Source organism: uncultured Arthrobacter sp. (assembly GCF_902805515.1).
In the GTDB taxonomy this organism is placed as follows: Bacteria; Actinomycetota; Actinomycetes; order Actinomycetales; family Micrococcaceae; genus Arthrobacter_D.
In genome coordinates this window covers 43,219-64,465 of sequence record NZ_CADCTE010000144.1, presented here as the reverse complement: position 1 = coordinate 64,465, position 21,247 = coordinate 43,219, and the positions used below count along the sequence as shown (strand labels likewise).

Genomic DNA, 21,247 nt, shown 5'->3' with positions numbered 1-21,247 from the left:
GGAATTCCCTCCACGGCGGCCTCACGATCCCGGGCTCGTCGCGTCGGGCGTGGGCGAGGACGATTCCTCGTCGACCTCGGCCGGCGGCGGCGTCGTGGGAGGGGGGCCCGAGGAGACGATGTACCGGACCTCGGAACCCTCATTGAGGTTCGTGCCTTCGGCCGGATCGACGCGGAGGACCGAGCCCGCCGGCTGGTCGGACACCTCGGAGCCGGCGTTGACCGGGGTCAGGCCCGCTTCGACGAGGCGCTGGCGGACCGTTCCCTCGTCCTGGCCGGCGAGACCGCCGGGGACGGCGACCTGGCGGGGGCCCTCGGAGAAGGTCAGCTGGATGGTCTGTCCGGGGCTGACGGTGCCCACCGGGTTGATATCGATCACCGCGCCGGCCGGTTCGGGCGATGGCTCGCCGCTGCGGTTCACCGACAGGCCCAGGGCGGTCAGCTCCGCCGTGACCTCGTCAACATTCCGTCCCAGGTATGCATTGGGATCGATGACGATCGCCGCGGGCTCCGGCGTCGTCTGCTCGGGCTCCGGCGTCGTCTGCTCGGGCGTCGGCGCATTCGTCGTGGGGGTGGGGCGCGGACTCGGCGGGGTCGAACGGGGGGCGGCGCTCGTCGTCGCGGGCGCGGGGTCGCCGCGTTCGCCCGCCAGGAGCGGCCAGATGAGCATCGACGCCAGCGCCAGGAGGGCGATGAGCACAAGGATGATGACGGGAAGCAGCCAGGGGTTGCGGCGGCGCTCCTCGCGCTCCTGCGGGCCCTCCGGTTCCACCTCCTCCTCGGTCCAGTCCCGGGAAGCGGCAAGACCGCCGGTCCCTGCGGCGGCTGGAACCGCGGCCGGGGCGGCGACCGTCGGCATCGCCGAGGTCGACGGAGCGGGCACCGCGCGTGTGGCGGCGGTGTCCTGGCGGGGCACGGCGGCGGTTGCCTCGGCGTCTCCCCCGAACAGGAGCATGCCGGGGACTGCGGCCTCGGCGGCGCGGATCGAACCGGCCCGGATGGCGTCAACCGCCCGGGACAGGGATTCGGCATCCGCCGGCCGGTCGGAGGGGTCCTTCGCGAGCATCGAGGCGATCAGTGCCCGCACCGGGTGCGGGATGTGCTCCGGAAGCGGCGGAGGGGCGTCGTTGACCTGGGCCAGGGCAATGGCGATCTGCGACTCTCCGGAGAAGGGGCGCCGGCCGGCCAGGAGCTCATATCCGATAACGCCCAGGGCATAGATGTCGCTCGAGCCGGTGGCCTGCTGCCCGGTGGCCTGCTCCGGCGCGAGGTACTGGGCGGTGCCCATCACCTGGCCCGTCGCGGTCAGCGGCACCTGGTCGGCAAGCCGGGCAATGCCGAAGTCCGTGATCTTCACGCGCCCGTCGGGGAGGACGAGGATGTTTCCCGGCTTCACGTCGCGGTGCACGAGTCCCTGCCGGTGGGCGACAGCGAGGGCGGTGGCGGTCTGGCCAATGATCGAGAGGGCGCGGTCCGGGGAGAGCACGCCTTCGCGCTCGATCACCGCCGAGAGGGGCTGGCCGGGCACCAGCTCCATGACGAGGTAGGCCGAGCCTCCCTCCTCGCCGTAGTCGAAGACATTGGCGATGCCCTCGTGGTTCAGCAGGGCCGTATGGCGGGCCTCGGCCCGAAAACGGTTCAGGAACGCGGGATCCCCCGAATATTCCTCTTTCAGGATCTTAATCGCCACGACCCGGCCCAGCACCTTGTCGCGGGCCTTCCACACCTCGCCCATGCCGCCGATGGCGATGCGTTCGGTCAGCTGGAATCTGCCGCCCAGGGTGATACCCGACGTAGGCCTCACTGGTTCAACACCGCCTCAATGATCTGCTTGGCATTTGGACTTGTGAGCTGCGATCCCGTGGCCAGGTCGACATCCTCCATGACAATCGTGACGGCGACCTGCGGGTCGTCCGCCGGGGCGAAGCCGGTGAACCAGGCGTTGTCCCCGCGCCCTTCGACCTCAGCGGTGCCGGTCTTGCCCGCCACCTCGACACCCGGAATCTGGGCACCCCGCCCGGTTCCGTTGTCCACGACGTTCACCATCCACTCGGTCAGCTGGTCCGCTGTACCGGCGCTGACCGATTCGTGGAGGACCTCCGGTGAGGGTGAATTGATCAGCTCGAGGTCCGCGGCCCGCACGGCCTTGATGAGGTTCGGCTTCATCAGGACGCCGTCGTTGGCGATCGCCGAGGCGACCATGGCGATCTGGAGCGGAGTCACCTTCACGTCGAACTGGCCGATGGCCGACTGGGCGAGTTCAGGCTGGCTGAGGTCGCTCGGGAACTGGCTGGCCTCGACGGCCACGGGGATCTGGTGCCTCTCCCCAAAGCCGAACAGCCGGGCCTGTTCCTGGATGGCATCCTCGCCGAGGTCCCAGGCGATCTGGGCGAACGGCGTGTTGCATGACTGCTCGAGGGCGAATTCCAGGTCCGCCTCCGTGCGCGTGGCGCAGGTTCCATTGACGTAGTTGGGCAGGCCGATGGTGGTTCCGGGAAGGGGAAGCACGGGCGGGTTGGGAATCTGGGACTCGGCGTCGTAGTCGCCGGATTCGAGCGCCGCGGCGGCGTCCACCAGCTTGAAGACCGACCCCGGGGCCACCAGGGACTCGGTGGCCGGGTTGCGGTAGATCGACAGACCGGGGACCGCCGAGAGCTGTTCGACATTCCGGGCGGCGATCTCGGAGTCGTGGACGGCGATCAGGTTCGGATCGTAGGAGGGCTTGGAAACCATGGCGAGGATGTTCCCGGTCGAGGGCTCCGTGACCACGATGGAGCCGCGCTGGCCCTCCGGGATCAGGTCCCACGCGAGCTGCTGGATCTGGGGATCGATGGTGAGCTCCACCGAGGCGCCCTGGCTGCTGGCACCGGAGAGGAGTCCGACGATCCGGTCGTAGAACAGCTCGTCGCTGGTGCCCGAGAGCAGGCCGGCCGAGGCCTGCTCGAGCTGCGTGGACCCGTTGACGAGGGAGTAGAACCCCGTCAGGTGGGCATAGAGGTTCGGCTCCTTATATACCCGCTGGTAGTTGAACTGATCGTTGGAGGGCACCGACTCCGCCACTGCCTTGCCGTCCACCAGGATCGCCCCGCGTGGCCGGCCGAAGTCCTGGTAAAGCTGCCGGTTGTTCCAGTCGTTGGTATTGAGTTCCTCGGCCTCGAAGAACTGGACGTAGGTCAGCGATCCGAGGATGAGGGCGAACATCCCGATCGCCACCACCCATGCGCTGCGGATTGCCTGGTTCAACGTGATCCCTCCTTGGGGCGCCGCGGAAGCGCCCCCCTGCCTGAAGCCGACGGAACTGCGGCCGATTCACTGGGTGCGGCCGTCCGCACCGGTCGGCGGGCGGTCTCCGAAATCAGCAGCAGCAGGGCGACGATGATCCAGTTCGCCAGCAGGGAGGACCCGCCCGCGGACATGAACGGGGTGGTGAGCCCGGTCAGGGGAATCAGCCGGGTGATGCCGCCGATCACCACGAAACACTGGAGGGCGATGGTGAAGGAAAGACCGCAGGCCAGCAGCTTCCCGAACCCGTCCTTGGTGCCGAGGGCCGCCCGGAATCCGCGTGAGACGAGGAGGATATACAGCAGGATGATGGCGAACACGCCGATCATGCCGAGCTCCTCGCCCAATGCGGCGATGATCATGTCGCTGTTGGCATATGTCACGAGGTCGGGCCGGCCCTGGCCGAAGCCGGTTCCGGCCAGCCCGCCGTTGGCCAGCCCGAAGAGTCCCTGCACCACCTGCTGGCTTCCGCCCGGGGCACGGTTGTATACCTCGGGGTCGAAGGCATTGAGCCAGCTGTCGAAGCGGAGCGCGACATGGCTGAACAGCTGAAGGGCGACGAAGGCGCCGACGCCGATCATGGCGAGCCCGATCAGAACCCAGCTCACCCGGCTCGTCGCCACGTAAATCATGGCCATGAAGAGGCCGAAGAAGAGGATCGAGGACCCGAGGTCGCGCTGCAGGATCAGCACGCCGATGCTCACGAGCCAGGCGGCGATCATCGGGGCAAGGTCCTTGAACCGTGGGAGCTGGAGGGGGCCGAGCTTCTTGCCGGCCAGCAGGATCAGATCCCGGTTCGTGGAGAGGTAGCCGGCGAAGAAGACGGCCAGGGTGATCTTGGCGACCTCGCCCGGCTGGAAGGTGCCGAAGCCGACGTTGATCCAGATCCGTGCGCCGTTGATCTCGAGCCCCAGCGGGGTCAGTGGCAGCAGCAGCAGGAGGGCGCTGACGATCAGCGAAATGTAGGTGAACCGCCGGAGGATGCGGTGGTCCCGCAGGAAGATCAGCAGGACCGAGGCGGCAAGGATGGCCACGGCCGTCCAGGTCAGCTGCTGCGGGGCCACGGGAACGAAGTCCGGATTCTCCATCCGGGGCAGGTCGAGCCGGTGGATCATGGCAAGGCCGATCCCGTTCAGGGCGATGACGATCGGAAGTATTACCGGGTCAGCATATTTCGCGCGGATGCGGAGGATGAGGTGGATGAGGATCCCCATGCCCACCAGGGTGGCCGCCTGCCTCCAGAAGTAGTCGTTGAAGGGCTCCTCGCGTTCGAGCCCGGCCACGAAGTTGGCCCCCACGGCCACGGCGAAGGCAAGCAGCAGCAGGGCCGCCTCGACGTTGCGCCGCGAGCGGGGGACGGTCAATACATCGCTCATTCGAGGTTGCCTCCACAGTCGGCGGTGACGGCACCAGGGTCCGCCGCAGCACCCGAGGGCGACGGCTGGGCCTGCGGCGTCGCCGTCGCGCCCGCGGATGCCGAGGGGGATGCCGACGGGGATGCGGAACGTGATGCCGAGGGGGATGGCGTCGGCGAGGGGCATGCCGACGCGCACGAACCGGGACTCCGTTCGGCACTCGGGCCGTTGGTGGCCGAAGGGCCGCCCTCCGGCGCGCAGCCCACGGCGCGCAGCTCACCGCGCAGGTCCTCGATGATGCGTTCGGCTTCCCGGAGGTCACTGGCGGGCAGGCCGCCCTCAAGCTGGGAGCGCCGGAACTCCGGAAGGTTCGACACCGGAATGGTGGTCCGCTCATAGACGTGGCTGAGCTGGATGGGACCCAGCGTCTGTGGGACGCCGTTGTAGACGGCCACCCGGTCCCCCGCCGCCGCAACATAGAACCGGGTCTGGGTCCAGGTGTAGCCGAATCCGAGCACGGCGAGCAGGATCAGCACTCCGAGCGTGACGAAGGCCGGGCCCAGCCAGCGACGGACCCGGCGCGCCGGCGCCTCATCGAGAGGACCCTCGGGTGCCTGGGCCTTGTGGGTGAGCATCAGGGCGGCCCGCCGCTCGGTGGAGCGCTGGGTGACGATCGGGATCTGGCCGGTCTCGGTGGCAAGCGCCGCGGCACCCACGAGCAGGTGCGGCCGGCTGAGGAGGTCCTCACGGATCAGATCGGCGCGTACGGCCGGTTCGGCGGGTCCTCCGGCATCGGCGGCGGCGCCTGCGGGTCCCGCGGAGACCTCGCGCTCCCCTGCCGCCTCACGGGCCGAGGGGAGAACGGGGCGCAGTTCCGGTTCGGGCTCGTCGCCGGTGGTCAGGGCGACCTCGACGACGGCGACCGTGACATTGTCCGGTGACCCGCCGGCCAGGGTGAGCTCCACCAGCGCGTTGACGCACTCGTCAAGGTTCGGGGTTTCCCGAACGATCTGCTCAACCATGCGGTCGTTCAGGACCGCGGTGAGTCCATCCGAACAGAGAAGCCACCGCTCGCCCGGCTCGACCTCGAGGGTCTGCAGATCCAGCTCCGGGCTCGCATCGACATCACCCAGCACCCGCATCAGGACGTTCTTATGGGGGTGGACATCGGCTTCCTCGGGGCGGAGCCGGCCTTCATCGATCAGGCGCTGCACGAACGTGTGATCGGTGGTGATCTGCTCAAAGACGCCGTTTTTCAGGCGGTAAGCCCGGGAGTCACCGATATGGGCCAGTTCGAGCCGGTTCCCGTTCAGCAGCAGGGCGGTCACCGTGGTGCCCATCCCGGCGAGCTGCGGGTTCGTGCTGACAAGTTCCGAAAGCAGTGAGTTGGCGGTCTGGATCTCGTCGGCCAGTTCGGTGCCGGCGTCGCCGCGCTGATGGCTGCGGTCAAGGTGGACCAGGTCCAGGACGGTGGAGGCCGAGGCGATGTTGCCTCCGGCGTGGCCGCCCATCCCGTCGGCGACCACGGCGAGGTAGCGGCCCACATAGGCGGAGTCGTCGTTCTTGGCGCGGACCATGCCCACGTCGGAGCGCGCGGCGAACCGCAGGAAGTAGGCCATGGCTATGGCCTCAATTCGATAACCGTCTTACCGATCCGGATGGGCACGCCGGGGTCGACGGGGAGGGCGCGGGTCAGCTGGTTCCCGGCAAGGTAGGTCCCGTTCGTCGAGCCAAGGTCCTCGATGAACCACCGGCTCCCCTGCGGGAACAGCCTCGCGTGCCGGCCCGAGGCATAGTCGTCCTCGAGCACCAGCGTCGCCTCCTGCGCACGGCCGAGCAGGATCGGGCTCGCGGCGAGGTCCAGCGTGGTGCCCGCGAGGGGGCCTTCGGTCACCACGAGCCGGCGGGCCTGGGGCCGGGACGGCGCAGGCTCTTCCACCAGTTCCGGGTGCTTCCGGGCCTGCCTCGGGGAGGGGGTGCCGGTCTTGTTGCGCTGGCCCACCACCAGGTCACGGCGCAGGGCGCTGACGGTGCTGATCACGAGAATCCACACAAGAAGCAGGAATCCGTAGCGCAGCAGCGTCACGGTCAGTTCGCTCATATCCGGTGTCCACCGTTCTGGACGGGAACCAGTCGGAAGGTCATGCGGGTGCGGCCCATGGTGATCATCGAGCCGTCGGTGAGTTCGGTCTGGCCCTGGACGCGCTGGCCGTTGACGAAGCTGCCGTTGGTCGACCCGAGTTCGATGGCGACGGCCCGTCCACCGTCGGTGCGGATTTCAAGGTGGCGCCGTGAGACGCCGGTGTCTTCGACGAGGATGTCCGCCTCGGAGGACCTGCCAAGGACGATCGACCCGGCGTTCAATGAGTAGCGCTGGCCGTCGAGTTCGAGGATGGGCTGGTACTGCACGGGCTGACGCGCGGGTGCCGCCGGTGCGGCAGACGACCGGGACCCCGGCTGCTTCTCAATACTCGAGTCGACCTCGAAGACCCCGGGCTTCAGCGCCGAGTCGTTGGCGAAGGAGACGCGTACCGGACCCTGGAGGGTGTACTGCTGGCTGTTGACGTGCCGGATGACGACGTCGCACAGCTCTTCGGCGAGGGCCGATCCCCACTGTTGGGCCTGTTCGAAGTCAGGATCCGAGAGCCGGGCGGTGAAGACGTTGGGGGCCAGGGTGCGTCCCTCGGCCAGAACCAGCGACTTGTGGTCGAGTTCGCGCCGCAGGGAGCTGGCGATCTCCACGGGCTGGACCCGGGAGCGGGATCCGGTGCTGAAGGCGCCCCGGACCAGCTTTTCCAAGCCACGTTCAACATTGTCGAGAATGCCCATGTGCCACCTCCTAACCGCTCGCTGCCTGATGTCGTGTCCGGTGCCGTGCTCGTGAACTTGTACGGTATCCAAGGTCCCGGGTGAAAGTGCCCAGGACCGTATCAACGCGGGTGCGTTCCCTTCGATACTACTGGGATGGCCTGGTAATAACCTTATTGAGGGCCCGGCCCGCCGCGGCCGCGCCGCGGCCGCGCCGCCCGGAAGCCTGCCGGGTGCGGGGAGGGCGAGGCGGGGCGCGCAGACTGCCGCTGCGGCTCGTTTAGGTATTTTCTGGGATGCTCCGTTATGCTTATTTCTGCTGTTCACAAGTGAAACCGGAACGAATCGGTAAGCTTGGAAACTTATCTGCGCGAGTGGCGGAACGGCAGACGCGCTGGCTTCAGGTGCCAGTATCCGAAAGGGTGTGGGGGTTCAAATCCCCCCTCGCGCACCAGACAAGACACCCCGGCCGGGCGGCCGGGGTGTTTTTTGTTGTCCTGTGCCTTCTGTTGTCCGTGGCCGCGCCCGCGGTGCTCAGCGGAAGTCCCGGGAGCGCGTGGTCGCCTTGAGCTGGAGCACCTCGATGCGGTCCGCCACCAGGTTCACGACCCCTTCGGCAGAGCGTTCGAGTATGCCGCGGACAATCACACTGCTGGCTTCCCGGGCCACCCGGCGGTAGCGCTGCCACACGCCCACGGAGCAGATCACATTGACCAGGCCGGTTTCGTCCTCAAGGTTCATGAAGGTGATCCCGCTGGCCGTTGCCGGGCGCTGCCGGTGGGTCACCACTCCTCCTGCCTCAACCCGCCGCCCCGGTTCGGCCACCTGCAGTTCGGCCGCGCTGAGGGCTCCCCGGCGCTTCAGCCTCGCCCGCACATGCCGTACCGGATGGTCATCGGGGGTGATCCCGGTGGCCCACAGATCCGATCCTACGGCGTCGATCCCCGACAGCTCTGGCAGCAACGGGGGCTGGATGTAGACGGCCGTTCCCTTGATCTGCCCCTCCCGTTCGGTGGCGGCCGGGCCGGCGTTCCACAGCGCCTCCCGCCGGGACAGGCCCATTGAATCGAACGCCCCGGCGGCGGCGAGCAGCTCGAGCTGCGCGGCAGTGAGTTCGGTGCGCCGGACCAGGTCGCCCATGTCCTCGAAGGGCCCATGCTGAGTGCGCTCGTCCACGATCCTCCGGGCGACCTTCGCGCCGATGGACTGGACGCTGTCCAGACCAAGGCGCACGGCGTAGTTGCCGTCGCGCCGGTGCAGGGTCGAATCAAACGGGACGTTGCGGTCGAACGGTTCGACCGGCGGCTGCTGGTCCTCGACGCAGCAGTCGGCTCCGGTGGTGCGGCCCCGGCGTTCCGGCCCGGGGGTGAAGCCGGGAAGGGGTTCAAGGCCGGCGTGAACCCCGGAGGAGAGGATATCCGGGCGCAGCACCTGGACCCCATGGCGGCGGGCATCGGCGACAAGGGTCTGCGGCGAGTAGAAGCCCATGGGCTGGGCCCGCAGCAGTGAGGCAAGGAAGGCCCCCGGGTAGTGGAGCCTCAGCCAGGCGCTGACGTAGACCAGCAGGGCGAAGCTGATGGAGTGGCTTTCCGCGAAGCCGAAGTTAGCGAACGCCTGGATCTTGTTGTAGATGGCATCGGCCGTATCCGGGGGGATCCCCTTCGCGGCCATCCCTTCGTACAGCCGGGCCTTCAGCGATTCGATCCGTTCCTCGCCGCGCTTGGACCCCATGGCGCGGCGCAGCAGGTCGGCGTCGGCCCCCGAACAGCCCCCCACCACCATGGCCATCTGCATCAGCTGTTCCTGGAACAACGGCACGCCGAGGGTCCGCTCCAGGACGGGTTCGAGGTCCGGATGGAGGTAGCGGACCTCCTCCTCGCCCATTTTGCGCTTGATATAGGGGTGGACCGCCCCGCCTTGGATGGGCCCCGGCCGCACCAGGGCCACCTCGATGACCAGATCGTAGAACTGGCGGGGCTGCAGCCGGGGAAGCATCCCCATCTGGGCCCTGCTCTCCACCTGAAAGACCCCCACCGAATCGGCGAAGCACAGCATGTCGTAGACGCCCTGTTCTTCCTTGGGGATGGTTGCCAGCTCCCATTTCTCGCCGAAGTGCTCCTCCACCAGGTCAAAGTTGTACTGGATGGCGGCGAGGATCCCGAGGCCGAGCAGGTCGAACTTCACCAGCCCCATCCACGCGCAGTCGTCCTTGTCCCACTGCAGGACAGTGCGCCCCTCCATCCGTCCATGCTCAATGGGGCATACTTCCCCCACGGGCCGGTCCGTGAGCACCATGCCGCCCGAATGGATGCCCAGATGCCGCGGAAAGGTCAGGATGCTCCGGGCGAGCTCAACCACCGGTTCGGGGATGTCGTGGTCGGTGCTGGAGACCAGGCCTCCCCAGCGCTCCACCTGTTTGGACCAGGCATCCTGCTGCCCCGGGCTGTGCCCCAGCGCCTTGGCCATGTCCCGCACCGCGAACTTGGGGCGGTAGGTGATGACATTGGCCACCTGGGCGGCGTTGAACCGCCCGTACTTGCGGTAGACGTACTGGATGACCTCCTCGCGCCGGTCCGAATCGAAGTCGACGTCGATGTCGGGCTCCTCATCGCGCATGCTGGAGAGGAAACGCTCGAAGGGCAGCTGGTACTTGATCGAGTCCACGGCCGTGATCTCCAGCAGGTAGCACACGGCCGAATTGGCCGCCGATCCCCGCCCCTGGCACAGGATGCCCTGGCTTCGTGCGAACTGCACCAGGTCGTGGACGATGAGGAAGTAGCCCGGGAAGTTCTTGCTCTCGATGACATCGAGCTCCCGCTGGATCCGGTCCCGGACCTCCTCCCGGCCGGAATAGAGCCGGTCCGCACCCTCCCACACCAGCCGGCGCAGGTAGCTCATCTGCGTGTGGCCCTCCGGCAGGTCGAGGTTCGGCAGGCCGGGCCTTACGCTGCGCAGCCGGAACGCCAGGTCCGCCGCGAGGTCGACGGTGCGCTCCACGGCGCCCGGGTACGCCCGGAACCGCGCCGCCATTTCGGCGCCGCTGCGCAGGTGCGCGGTGCCCGCCGCCGGAAGCCAGCCGTCCATCTGGTCAAGGCTCCGGCGTGCCCGGACCGCAGCCAGCGCCGTGGCGGTCCGGTACCGGCCCGGGTCGGCATAGTGAACATTGTTGGTGGCCACCAGCGGCAGGTCCATCCGGGTGGCCAGGGCGGCCAGGGCGTCATTGGTGACGCTGTCCGTGGGGTTGCCGTGGTCGAAGAGCTCGACGGCCACATTGTCCCGGCCGAACAGTTCGGCCAGGTGCCGCAGCTCCGCTTCCGCCGCCGGGGCGCCTCCGGAGGCAAGGGACTGCCGGACGGTGCCCTTCCGGCACCCGGTGAGGATAAAGAAGTGGCCTGCTGACCGCGCGGCCAGCTCTCCGACGTCGTACCGGGGCCTGCCCTTCTCCGCACCGCTGGAGAGCTGCGCCGCGGTGATGGCCCCGGCCAGGCGGTGGTAGCCGGCCGATCCCCGGGCCAGGACCAGCAGGTGGCTGCCTTCGGGGTCCGCCTCTCCGTTCTGGGGCTTGGACAGCCCGAGGGAAAGCTCGGCTCCGTAGATGGTGGAGAGCCCCTGGTGCTTCTCGGCCGCCTCGGCGAAGCGGACCGCCCCGTACAGTCCGTCATGGTCGGTCAGGGCGAGTCCCTGCAGCCGGAGCCGCCGCGCCTCCTCAATAAGGTGCTCGGGGCTTGAGGCCCCATCGAGGAAGCTGAAATTCGAGTGCACGTGGAGTTCGGCATAGGGAACCGCGGGCCCGGCCTCAGGTTCGGGGCCGGACGGCTGGGTGTAGGGCTGGCGCTTGCGCGACCAGGCCGGGCTGTCCCCGCCGTCGGCGCCTGGAGGAGGCAGCCCCGGCCGGGTCGAATCCGAAAGATTCCGCTCAAAGTCCGACCACGGTACGGGCGGGTTGCTCCATCCCATGGTCGCTCCTGATTGGTGGTGTCGGTGGATCGGTCGGTGCATCAGCGATCAGCGCATCGGTCATCAGCGCATCAGTCATAGGTGGCTTCGGCCCACCACCGGTGGTCCTCAAGGAGGAAGAGCCAGGCCGACCCCGACGGATCGACCAGCTGGAACCGGTTCAGGACGCGGCCCTCAGGGTCCCACCAGCGTTCGGTGATCGGCCAGGGCCCCGCCCAGGACTGCACCGGCCACCGCGGTCCGGTGTTCCGGCCGGCCGAAAAAAACGCAGGGTCCGCGCTGAGCACCCCCCGGCCGTCGACGTCGACGCCGTTTCCCGCGGCATCGAGGACGACGGCCGGAACCGGTTCGGCGAACACCGTGGCGGGAACGGGCCCGGGCAGCCTCCCGGGCCAGGGCAGGTTCCGGTCCCGGGGAAGCGTGCCGGCGGACCCGGGGGCTGCGTCACCCCAGGGGATGTAGACGCGGCGGTCCGCCAGAAGGCGCCCACCGGCAATAATCGCGGTGAGGACGGCACCGTGGCCGAGCATGCTCTGGATCCGGGCCAGGCCGGAGTGGACGCTTTCGTCGGGCCCCGTTCCCCACAGTCCATCGGCGTGGTCGCCGAGGTCCTCCACGGTCACCGGATCCACGTGCACCCGGGTGATGCCCGAGCTCAGCCCGCTGTCGGCATTCCTTCCCCCCTGCAGCTGCCACCGCACCCGGTCGACCACGTCGTCGGCGTCGAACCAGCGGGGGTGCTGCCAGGTGCGCTCCGACACCTCGCCGGAATCGCTGCTCAACACCACCCGCAGGACCGTGCAGACAAGCCCAGCGCCCCGCAGCCGGCCGACGAAGGCTTCGGCGGACATCCGGAAGGCAAAGGCCAGCTGGTCGATGCGGACCAGCGGCGGCTCGAAATCGACGGTGGTGTCCAGCTGAGGCGGGGGCACGCGCGGCACCACGGCCGCGGAGTCGATTCCGCTGGCCATCCGGTGCGCCAGCGCGCCCTCCTCACCGAACCGGTTGCGGACATCGGCCGCCTCCAGTGCGGCGAAGTCACCGAGCGAGCGGATCCCCAGGCGCCGCAGCAGTACCGCGAGCTTCGGCTGATCGAGGACGTCGAGGGGAAACGTGCTGAGGAACCAGGGGGAGCGCCCGGGCGGGATGATGCACAGCGGCGCGTCCGCGTCGTCGGTCTCCTCGGCGACCCGTGCTGCCTGCTCGGCGGCGAACAGGCCGTCGGCAATCCCGATCCGCACATCCGTCAGGCCGATGGCGGCAAGGGTCGTGACGACGACGGAGGCCAGCTTCTCCTCACTGCCGTAGTAACGCGAGGGGCCCTTGGCCCGGACCGCGCACAGGCCCGGCCGGAGAACCTGCACCCCGGGCAGGATGGCTTCGACGGCGGCGGTGACGGGTTCGAAGCTGCGCTGGTCGAGGTCCGGGTCGTAGGGCAGGCAGATCAGGTGCGGACACCGGGCCTGGGCCTCGCGGACCCGCAGCCCCCTGCGCACCCCGTCCTGGCGTGCGGCCGGGGAGCAGGCAAAAACCTCTCCCTTGGCCACCAGGGCAAGGGCCGCATCGGCCTCGAGGGAATGTTCACGCAGGGCGGCCGTGATCGGCCAGTCCGGGCACCACAGCAGGAGGGTCCGGGTGGCGGTGGGCGGGGAGCCGTGTCCGGCGGGTGCGCTGTCCATCAGGAGTTCATCAGGGTGGGCCAGAAGAGGGGGTCCCCGCCGTCGGCGGAGTCCGGGGTGCCGTCGCCGGCGGGGAGGTGTCCGCCGGCCGGATCCCGCAGCCCGTGCTGCAGGTCGGCAAGCCAGAGATAGGCGTGCCGGGACCGGCCCGAGGGGTGGGTGGCGGTGATCTTCATCCGGCGGGCGCGCAGGTGGCCCCTTCCGGAGCCCAGTCCCTCCCATGCACTCTCGGCGACGCCCAGGGTTGAGTCGCTCTGCTGCCAGCTTCCCAGGGTGATCATGGCGGCCCCGCGCTGCCGGAGCCTCGCCTTGAGGCGGGCCGTATCGGTGGGGGCGAGGTGTTCGGGTGCGCGCGTCAGGACCACCGACACCACATCGACCAGGGCCGCCGTCACCGTGAGCCACTGGGCTCCCGGGGCGGGCACCAAAATCAGCCGGTCAAGGTTGATTCCGAATTCCCGCGCGGCCTCCACGCTGAACTCGGGCAGCCCGACCACCCCGCACCAGGCCCCCTGCGCCGATGGCCCGGCCAGCAGCGCCATGGCCAGGGCGGCGGAGTTCCGCACCGAGTAGGAGCCCCCGGACTGCAGGCCGCCGCCGGGCAGGATCCTCGCCAGCGCCGGAACCGTGGGAAGCCGCTTCGAGTCCAGCCGGCTGGCCTGCATCTGGTTGATGCGCTGCTGCAGGTCCGCCGGAAGGCTGCCCGGGGACGGCGCTGTCACCAGCCGGGGACCGGACGCACCGGAGCCGGAGAAGGACGGCTCGTCCTGCTCAAGGGCGCCTGCGGCTGGTGGAGTCACGACTCAATATTCGAATACGTGTTCTATTAAGTCAATCGGAGGCTCGGGTCCGGGAAAGGCCTCAAATGTGCTACGCAGTGGAGGAAAACCGTCGTTAAAGGCGGTTCATCCGGACAACGGCTGTTCCTGCGCGGCTACTTCTTGTCCGGCCGTAGAGCGGGGTCCTGCTGAGCCCGCTGGGCGTTGCGCTCCTTGACGCGGGCGGCCTCGGCCCGCACCTCCGCCTGGGTGGCGCGTTCGGTGACGAGCCAGGCCGGGGGATCCTGAAGCAGCGCCGTGATCTGCGCGGTGGTCAGTGCCTCGGTGACGCCGCCGCGGGCGAGGCCGCCGACGGAAATCCCCAGCTTCTGCGCCACCACCGGGCGGGGGTGCGGGCCGTTGCGGCGCAGCTCGGCGAGCCACTCCGGCGGGCTCTGCTGCAGTTCGTTGAACTCTCCACGCGTCAGTTCCCGCTCCTGGAAATCCGAGGGGGCGGCGGGCAGGAAAATGCCAAGTTTCTTGGCCGCGGTGGCCGGTTTCATGGTCTGCGGGGTTTTTGCGGGGGTCATGATCCAAGCGTAACCGTCCCCGGCACTGCCCCGGCCGCCGGTGGACTAGGGTGAGGTTGTGCCAGAGTTCAAGCCCCGAACGCTTTCCGTGGGCTTCGTCGCCGGCGTCACCCCGGGCAAATGGGTGGGCCGGTGGCGGGAGCGGCACCCGGACGTGCCCCTGGAGCTGCAGCAGTACGGCGACGACGCCGTGGCCGCCCTGCACTCCGCCGCCGCCGACGTCCTCTTTGTCCGGCTTCCCGTGGACCGCGACAACCTGTTCGTCATCCCGCTGTACGAGGAACAGGCAGTGGTGGTCTCCTCCAAGGAGCATGAAATCTCGCTGTTCGACGAGGTGCCGCTGGCCGAGCTCGAGGCGGAGAACCTGCTCGAGGTGGAGGAGTGCGGAGGCCCGGCGGAAGCCGTGGAGGTGGCGGCGTCGGGGGCCGGCGTCGTGGTGCTTCCGATGTCCCTGGCCCGGCTGCATGCCCGCCGGGACGCCGTGCACCGGCCGGTGCCTGAACTTCCGGGAACCACGATCGGCATCGCCTGGCTCGAAGGGAACGACTCGCAGGACGTCGAGGAGTTCATCGGGATCGTGCGCGGCAGGACCGAACGCAGTTCGCGCCAGCCCTCGGCCGCGGACGGCCCGGAGCCGCGGAAAAGTGCGTCGCAGAAGGCGTCGGCCCGGAAGGCGGCCCAGCAGGGGTCGAAGAAGCAGGCCGCACCGTCCGGCGCGAAACGCTCAGGCGCCAAGCCGGATCCCCGGAAGGGCTCCGGGAAGTCAGGAAAGCCAGGCCCGGGGACGCCGCAGAACCGCCGGGGCCGGCGCCGCTGAATCTTTTCCGCGCTATCCGGCCCGGAGCACCCCCGCGAGTCTGCAGGTCACCACGTTTTGGGCCCCGCGGAGGGTGGTGAGCTGCAGTTTCGCCGGGGCTGAGAAAAGGCAGTTCCCGCGAGTCTGCAGCTCACCACGTTTCAGCCCCTGCGGAGGGTGGTGAGCTGCAGTTTCGCCGGAGGCTTGGCCGGCGGACGCCCCAGCCTAGGCCTCGAAGTGCGTCTCGGGCTCGCCCTGGCCGATGGAGGCCACCACGGAGGCGGCGATGTCGCGGACCTTCCGGTTGCGGCTGCTTGAGACCGACTTGAGGATGTTGAAGGCCTCCTGCTGGCTGCAGCGGTTCTGGGCCATGATGATCCCGATGGCGATATCGATGGCGGTGCGGGATTTCATCGCCGCCTTGAGGTTCGACACCGAGTCGCTGTGCTGGGCCAGGCGGACCGAGAGCATCAGCGCCTTGGAAGTCTGGCGGACGAACCCCTCGGCGGTGCGGATCGACTCCTCGTCGAAGCCTCCGTTCTGCATGGAGTACACGTTCAGCGCCGCTTTCGTTCCCGCTTCGAGGTCGAAGGGCACCCCAAGGATCGACCGGACGCCGTGCTGTGCAATGTCGGAGAGGTAGTCGGGCCACCGTTCGTCGGTGGCCACGTCGGCCACGTGGACGGTCCGGTGCTCAATGCAGGCGGTCAGGCAGGGCCCGTTCGCGTGGCGGTACTGGATTTCGTCGAGTTCCTTGGCTTTGTGGCTGCTGCTGGCAACGGTGCCCGCCCGCCTGCTCCGGAGAAGGGTGACTCCGCAGAGTACCGAGCCGGTGCGGTCAAACAACTGGTTGGCAGAAAACGCCGCAAATTCGTTGAGGAATTCTTCGACATCGTCGGTTTCGAGGATGAGTTCCTGAAGGTAGTCGGTGGGTGTTTGCCCGGCAACCCGGTCGGCCATGATCTCTGGTCCTGTTTCGTTCGGTCGTCCCAGATGGAGCATCAGCCGCTGGCGCACCCCATGGATTCAGGGACCGATGCACAAACTCCGGAAGTGTTCGTGATCGGCCTTCTGCTAGACCGTTTAACGCTTAATAAGCCTACACACTACAAGATGGTGGCTTGATGTCGAAGACAGAGGCCGCCTAGACGGAGGCGGCGTGGGTGGGCTCGGTCACCTCGGTGGTGGGCTCCATGTTCTCGGCTTCGACCATCCACGCGTACTGCTCGAGCTTCTCGATGAAACCGTGGAGGATGTCTGCGGTCGTCGGATCTTCCTCGTCGACCTGGTCGTGGACGTCGCGCATCCGCTGGACCGCCGACTCGAGCTGTCATCCGGGAACCGCGTATTGGCCAATTCCAACGGATCTGCAATATCCTAAGGGTGCTTATTGTTTGGTAATCTTGAGAATCACGTGGAGTCCAAGCCGGGACGCGAAGAGCGGTACCGGCCCACCCCAAGGAGGAACGCGTTATGGCATCAGTCCAGGAATCGATCGAAGTTTCGGTACCGGTCAGCACGGCCTACAACCAGTGGACACAGTTCGAAACCTTCCCCAAGTTCATGGGCGGCGTCGACTCGGTGACCCAGCTTTCGGCCACCTCCACCCACTGGGTGACGAGCATCGGCGGCGTGAAGCGGGAGTTCGATGCCGAGATCACCGAGCAGCACCCCGATGAGCGGGTGGCATGGAAAAGCACCGACGGCGAATCCCATGCCGGCGTGGTGACCTTCCACCGGATCGACGACAACACCACCCGGTTGATGGTGCAGCTCGACTGGCACCCCGAGACCTTCAGCGAGAAGATCGGCTCGGTGGTCAATGCCGACAAGCGGCAGGTGAAGGCAGACCTCAAGCGGTTCAAGGAATTCATCGAGAAGAGCGGCGGTGAGAGCGGCGCCTGGCGCGGTGACATCAGCGCACCCTCGAGTGGAGTCAGCTCCGAGGCATCACCGGCCAATGGCGACCTTCCGGACCTTTCCCTCGACGATCCGGAGTCGGGCGGACCGCGCGCCGGACAGTAGGCGCAGAGCCGGTACACGGACGACGACGGCGGGGCACCAACCGGTGCCCCGCCGTCGTTCTGCCCGTCCCCGGGAAGACGCTGTCAGCCCTTCGCCGCGGTGATCCCGGCGATCGACTCCAGAGCCCGGCGGGAGAGCTCGGCCGAGAGCGGGGCGCTCTTCGCGGCCTCGGCCGCCTCCTGCTGGCCTTCCTCGCTCACCGCATATTCGCCGAACGCCTTGGCCACCTCGGCCGACTGTTCGTTCTCATAGCTCGTGCAGTAGATGTGGTAAGACACCAGCACGAGGGGGTACGCCCCCGGGGCCGTCGTCGTGCGGTCGAGTTCGAGGGACATGTCGTAGTCGGGGCGGCCGGGAACCATCGAGGCGAGGTTGACGGCGGCCGCCGCGGCTTCGGCGCTGACGGGCACGTACTCGCTGCCCACGCGCAGGTTCACCCGTCCAAGGGGCGGTCCGACGGCGGAATCGTCGGCGTAGGTCACGGCACCCTCGGTGCCCGAGACGGTGCTGACCACCCCGGAGTTGCCCTTGGAGTTCTCCCCGCCGATGTTTCCGGGCCAGGTGCCGTCGGGCTCGTCGGTCCAGATCTCGGGCACCACGGCGTGGAGGTAGTCGGTGAAGTTTTCGGTGGTCCCGGAGTCATCGGACCTGCTGACCGGGGCGATGCGCGTCCCGGGCAGGTCGACGCCCGGGTTCTGCGAGGCGATCTGCGGGTCGTTCCAGACGGTGATCTCACCGCGGAAAATTCGAGCGATGGCCGCCGCATCGAGGTTCAACTCGGTGATGCCCGGGAGGTTGAAGGCGATGCTGATGGGGGAGACATAGGCGGGAATGTTGAAGGCGCCGCCCGGCCCGCAGGCCTCGGTCGATTCGGCGAGCTCCTCGTCGTTGAGGTAGGCGTCGGACCCGGCGAAGGTCACTGCCCCGGCCAGGAGTGCTCCGCGCCCGGCGCCGGAGCCGTCGGGGGAGTACTGCACCTGGGCGCGCGGATTGGTGGTGGCGAAGGCCGCACGCCAGGCCTCCATGGCGGGTCCCTGCGCCGATGAGCCGGCGCCGGTGATGGCCCCCTGGAGCTTCGAATCGGCGTTGCGTGCCGCTGCTTCCTGCTCCGGGCCCAGGGGATAGTCGGACCCGCAGGCGGTGAGCGTGACGCCGAGGATGACGGCGGAGGCGGCTGCGGTGAGGCGGGGAGGTACGGCTTTCACCCGGTCTACGTTACAGGCCCGGGTGCGGCATCTCAGAGTGAGCGCCACGCCCCGCTGGTGAGGTGCGACCCTGCCTGCGGCCCCATCTGGAGCATCCCGCCGTCGACCACGAACGATGCCCCGTTGACGTAGCTTGAGGCCGGCGAGGCGAGGAACGCGATGACCGCGGCGACCTCCTTCGCGTCGCCGGGACGGCCCACCGGAATGCCCGGCCGGTCGACGGTTCGGGGGTCCACGTCTTCGGCGTCGTTCATTGGGGTCGAGATTTCCCCGGGCAGCACGGCGTTGGCCGTAATGCCCCGGTCGGCCAGCTCGAGGGCGATGGTCCGCACCAGTCCGCCCAGCCCGTGCTTGGAGGCGTCGTACGCCGCGGAGCCGACCCGGGGCTGCTCCTGGTGCACGCTGGTGACCGCGATGATGCGCCCGCCCCGGCCGGCCTTGACCATCCGGGCCGCGGCCCGCTGGATGCAGACGAACGCCCCGTCGAGGTTCGCCGCGAGGGTGCCTCGCCAGGTGTCCCAGTCGGTCTCGAGGAAGAGGGTGCCGCCGTTGACTCCGGCGTTGTTGACGAAGACGTCGACACCGCCGAGCTCCTCGGCCATTGCGTCCACAACGTCGCCGCAGGCGGGGGCGTCGGTGGTGTCGAGTTGGGCGACGACGGCCTTCCGCCCGAAGGCGCGGACTCCGCGGGCGGTCTCCTCCGCCCCCTCCGAGTCCGAGTGCCAGGTGATGCCGACATCGAGGCCGGCCTCGGCCAGGGCCAGCGCGGTGGCCCTGCCGATCCCCGAATCGGATCCCGTGACGATGGCGGTGGCGGGAGAGAAATCCATCCCGCCATCCTTTCCGCAGGCGCTGGTGTTTGCAAGGAAAATCCGCTGGCTGAAAAGGCGAAGGCCGGGCCGGGCGCGAAGTGCGCCCAGCCCGGCCCGGGAAGGGGAGAGCCCCTGCGGCTCCTAGGCTTCGACGGTCTTCTGCCCGGATCCGCCCTCGACGGACTCACCCTTCACGGCCTCGGAATCGGTTCCCGACCTGATCTCGATCTTCCGCGGCTTTGCCCGCTCGGTCACGGGGATGTTGACGCTCAGCACGCCGTTCTCGTAACGGGCCGAGATGGCGTCGATGTCGATCCCCTGGCCGAGGTTGAGCTGGCGGAGGAAGGATCCGCTCTCGCGCTCGCGGGTCAGCCACTTGACCCCTTCGGCCCCGCGCAGAGTGCGCTCGGCCCGGATGGTGAGCAGCTGGCCGTCGACGTCAATATCGACGGAGCCCGGATCGATGCCCGGAAGGTCGGCGGTCAGGATGTAGTGGTCGCCCTCGCGGTACAGGTCCATGGGCATCAGGCGCAGCCCCTGCCGGGGATCCAGCAGCGCACCGGCGACGCGGTCCAATTCCCGGAACGGGTCGAACTTCATGGCCATTTGAAAACAACTCCTTCGCACAACGGCCACCGACGGTGGTGGTTTTCTTCATCTATCAGAGTTGAGCGGGTTCCGCTCAACCCGCAGTTAAATTAGCACTCTCAGGGGGAGAGTGCCAAGGTGTAAGTCGACTTTTTCGAGGTCCGATCGGGCGGAGGAGGAAAGGCCGGATACGGTCGGGGGCCGGGGGCCGGGGGCCGGGGGCCGAGGAAGGAGGGCGGAGGAAGGGGTGCCGAGGAGGGGAGCCGTCGCAGCAGGGGCTTAAAAACGCAGCCCTCCCGCAAAAACTGCGGGAGGGCGTGAAGTGCCTGCGCGGGGCCTCGATCCCCGGGCCTTCCGCGTGTGAAGCGGATGCTCTACCAGACTGAGCTACACAGGCAGATGGTTCTCCAATAGCTTAGGGCATTTCCCGCGCGCTCCAAACCCGGTCTTCCGTGCCTGGACGGGGCAGGCACCGAGGGAGTCCCAGACGGTGCTCCTGCCGGACTGTTCCCAGCGGCCGTCCGCGGAACTAGGCTTCCCCCAGCGGTTCACGCCGCGGACGCCCGAGGAACCGGAGACCCGATGCACACCAGAGAACCCGCCAGCTCCTGCCCGATCGACGAAGGGTAGGGCGCCATGCGCCCCACGGTGCTTGTCTTCGACGTCAATGAAACCCTCTCGGACCTCTCGCCCATGGCCGGGCACTTCGCCGGGATCGGCTGCTCGGACGGAACCGCCCGGTGGTGGTTCGCATCCCTGCTGCGGGACGGCTTCGCGCTGACCGCCGCCGGCATCAATCCCCGTTTCGCAGGCGTGGCCGAGGATGCCCTCCGGTCCGTGCTGGCCGGACAGCCCCTCAACCGGAGCGTCGACGACGCCGTAACGCTGCTGCTTGACCGGTTCCGGAGCCTCGGCGTCCACGACGACGTCGTCCCCGGCATCGAAGCGCTGACCAACAGCGGCCACCGCCTCATCACCCTGACCAACGGCGCGGCGGCCATCGCCGAAGGGCTCGCGCAGCGCGCCGGGATCGAGGGGTGCTTCGAGAAGTTCCTCTCAGTGGAGGATGCACCGCTGTGGAAGCCCGCACCCTTGGCGTACGGCTACGCGGCCGGGGCCTGCGGCACCGGGGTCGAGGACATGATGCTGATCGCCTCCCATCCCTGGGACATCGACGGGGCAGCACGGGCGGGCATGCGCACCGCCTGGCTGAACCGCAGCGGCTCTCCCTACCCCTCGTCCTTCCGCCGTCCCGATCTGGTCCTCACCGCACTGCCGGAACTTGCCCGGGAGCTCGAAGCCTGATGCTGCATCGGCCGCAGGCAGCCACGCCGGGCCGGCTGTCGGCGGACCGCCCGGTATGCATCACCAGCTCCGCCGGGTAGGCTGGTTA

Annotated in this window: 17 protein-coding genes, 2 tRNA genes and 1 pseudogene; 4 read left to right on the top strand and 16 right to left on the bottom strand. The window is 68.4% G+C overall.

Annotation, left to right across the window (positions count from 1 at the left end; genetic code table 11):
* Positions 1-21: 21 nt before the first annotated feature.
* Genes QZX79_RS12940 through QZX79_RS12915 form a run of 6 tightly spaced genes read right to left on the bottom strand, consistent with a single transcriptional unit; the run spans position 22 to position 7,465 of the window.
* A complete protein-coding gene (locus QZX79_RS12940) occupies positions 22-1,803 on the bottom strand; it encodes a protein kinase domain-containing protein (protein WP_294568688.1) in 1,782 nt (593 codons plus the stop codon).
* The gene (locus QZX79_RS12935) at positions 1,800-3,242 is read right to left on the bottom strand and encodes a penicillin-binding protein 2 (protein ID WP_294568687.1); all 1,443 of its coding nucleotides are present in this window, start codon (positions 3,240-3,242) and stop codon (positions 1,800-1,802) included. Before QZX79_RS12935 ends, QZX79_RS12940 begins: the two co-directional genes overlap by 4 nt.
* Entirely contained in the window at positions 3,239-4,657 is a 1,419-nt protein-coding gene (locus QZX79_RS12930) for an FtsW/RodA/SpoVE family cell cycle protein (RefSeq protein WP_294568685.1), read from the bottom strand. Before QZX79_RS12930 ends, QZX79_RS12935 begins: the two co-directional genes overlap by 4 nt.
* Positions 4,654-6,255 (bottom strand): PP2C family serine/threonine-protein phosphatase, encoded by a 1,602-nt coding sequence (locus tag QZX79_RS12925; RefSeq protein ID WP_294568683.1) that lies wholly within the window; start codon positions 6,253-6,255, stop codon positions 4,654-4,656. Before QZX79_RS12925 ends, QZX79_RS12930 begins: the two co-directional genes overlap by 4 nt.
* Positions 6,256-6,257: 2 nt before the next feature.
* On the bottom strand, positions 6,258-6,737 hold the full coding sequence (locus QZX79_RS12920; protein WP_294568682.1) for an FHA domain-containing protein: 480 nt from the start codon (positions 6,735-6,737) through the stop codon (positions 6,258-6,260).
* Entirely contained in the window at positions 6,734-7,465 is a 732-nt protein-coding gene (locus QZX79_RS12915) for a DUF3662 and FHA domain-containing protein (protein WP_120165903.1), read from the bottom strand. Before QZX79_RS12915 ends, QZX79_RS12920 begins: the two co-directional genes overlap by 4 nt.
* 347 nt (positions 7,466-7,812) lie before the next feature.
* On the opposite strand from QZX79_RS12915, the gene QZX79_RS12910 reads away from it, so the two are divergent.
* Positions 7,813-7,898, top strand: a tRNA-Leu gene (locus tag QZX79_RS12910).
* Positions 7,899-7,978: 80 nt separating this feature from the next.
* Here QZX79_RS12910 and QZX79_RS12905 read toward each other — a convergent pair.
* From QZX79_RS12905 to QZX79_RS12890, 4 genes are all read right to left on the bottom strand, one after another.
* The gene (locus tag QZX79_RS12905; protein WP_294568681.1) at positions 7,979-11,401 is read right to left on the bottom strand and encodes an error-prone DNA polymerase; all 3,423 of its coding nucleotides are present in this window, start codon (positions 11,399-11,401) and stop codon (positions 7,979-7,981) included.
* Between the two features lie 71 nt (positions 11,402-11,472).
* Positions 11,473-13,080, bottom strand: coding sequence for a DNA polymerase Y family protein (locus QZX79_RS12900; RefSeq protein WP_294568679.1), 1,608 nt, complete (start codon positions 13,078-13,080; stop codon positions 11,473-11,475).
* A complete protein-coding gene (locus QZX79_RS12895) occupies positions 13,080-13,880 on the bottom strand; it encodes a hypothetical protein (RefSeq protein WP_294568677.1) in 801 nt (266 codons plus the stop codon). Before QZX79_RS12895 ends, QZX79_RS12900 begins: the two co-directional genes overlap by 1 nt.
* A 134-nt stretch (positions 13,881-14,014) precedes the next feature.
* Complete coding sequence (locus QZX79_RS12890; RefSeq protein WP_294568675.1) at positions 14,015-14,428, bottom strand: DUF5997 family protein; 414 nt, start codon at positions 14,426-14,428, stop codon at positions 14,015-14,017.
* Positions 14,429-14,486: 58 nt separating this feature from the next.
* Here QZX79_RS12890 and QZX79_RS12885 point away from each other — a divergent pair, with 58 nt between their 5' ends.
* Positions 14,487-15,245 carry a LysR family transcriptional regulator substrate-binding protein gene (locus tag QZX79_RS12885; RefSeq protein WP_294568673.1) on the top strand — a complete coding sequence of 253 codons (759 nt, stop codon included), beginning with the start codon at positions 14,487-14,489 and terminating at the stop codon, positions 15,243-15,245.
* Positions 15,246-15,449: 204 nt separating this feature from the next.
* Here QZX79_RS12885 and QZX79_RS12880 read toward each other — a convergent pair whose 3' ends face one another.
* Positions 15,450-16,184: a GAF and ANTAR domain-containing protein gene (locus tag QZX79_RS12880; RefSeq protein ID WP_294568671.1), complete on the bottom strand. Its 735-nt coding sequence runs from the start codon at positions 16,182-16,184 to the stop codon at positions 15,450-15,452.
* A gap of 184 nt (positions 16,185-16,368) precedes the next feature.
* Positions 16,369-16,551: pseudogene (locus QZX79_RS12875) on the bottom strand (ferritin-like domain-containing protein); the annotation flags it as partial.
* A 146-nt stretch (positions 16,552-16,697) separates the two neighbouring features.
* Between QZX79_RS12875 and QZX79_RS12870 the strand changes: the two are divergent.
* A complete protein-coding gene (locus tag QZX79_RS12870; RefSeq protein WP_366484967.1) occupies positions 16,698-17,249 on the top strand; it encodes an SRPBCC family protein in 552 nt (183 codons plus the stop codon).
* An 83-nt stretch (positions 17,250-17,332) separates the two neighbouring features.
* Here QZX79_RS12870 and pstS read toward each other — a convergent pair whose 3' ends face one another.
* From pstS to QZX79_RS12850, 4 genes are all read right to left on the bottom strand, one after another.
* Entirely contained in the window at positions 17,333-18,454 is a 1,122-nt protein-coding gene (gene pstS, locus QZX79_RS12865) for a phosphate ABC transporter substrate-binding protein PstS (protein ID WP_294568670.1), read from the bottom strand.
* Positions 18,455-18,486: 32 nt separating this feature from the next.
* Positions 18,487-19,284, bottom strand: a complete 798-nt coding sequence (locus QZX79_RS12860; protein ID WP_294568668.1) for an SDR family oxidoreductase — start codon at positions 19,282-19,284, stop codon at positions 18,487-18,489.
* Positions 19,285-19,407: 123 nt separating this feature from the next.
* Positions 19,408-19,872 (bottom strand): Hsp20/alpha crystallin family protein, encoded by a 465-nt coding sequence (locus tag QZX79_RS12855; RefSeq protein WP_294568667.1) that lies wholly within the window; start codon positions 19,870-19,872, stop codon positions 19,408-19,410.
* Positions 19,873-20,177: 305 nt separating this feature from the next.
* Positions 20,178-20,251 (bottom strand) — tRNA-Val (locus QZX79_RS12850).
* A 239-nt stretch (positions 20,252-20,490) separates the two neighbouring features.
* Here QZX79_RS12850 and QZX79_RS12845 point away from each other — a divergent pair.
* A complete protein-coding gene (locus tag QZX79_RS12845; RefSeq protein ID WP_294568665.1) occupies positions 20,491-21,159 on the top strand; it encodes a haloacid dehalogenase type II in 669 nt (222 codons plus the stop codon).
* Positions 21,160-21,247: the final 88 nt, after the last annotated feature.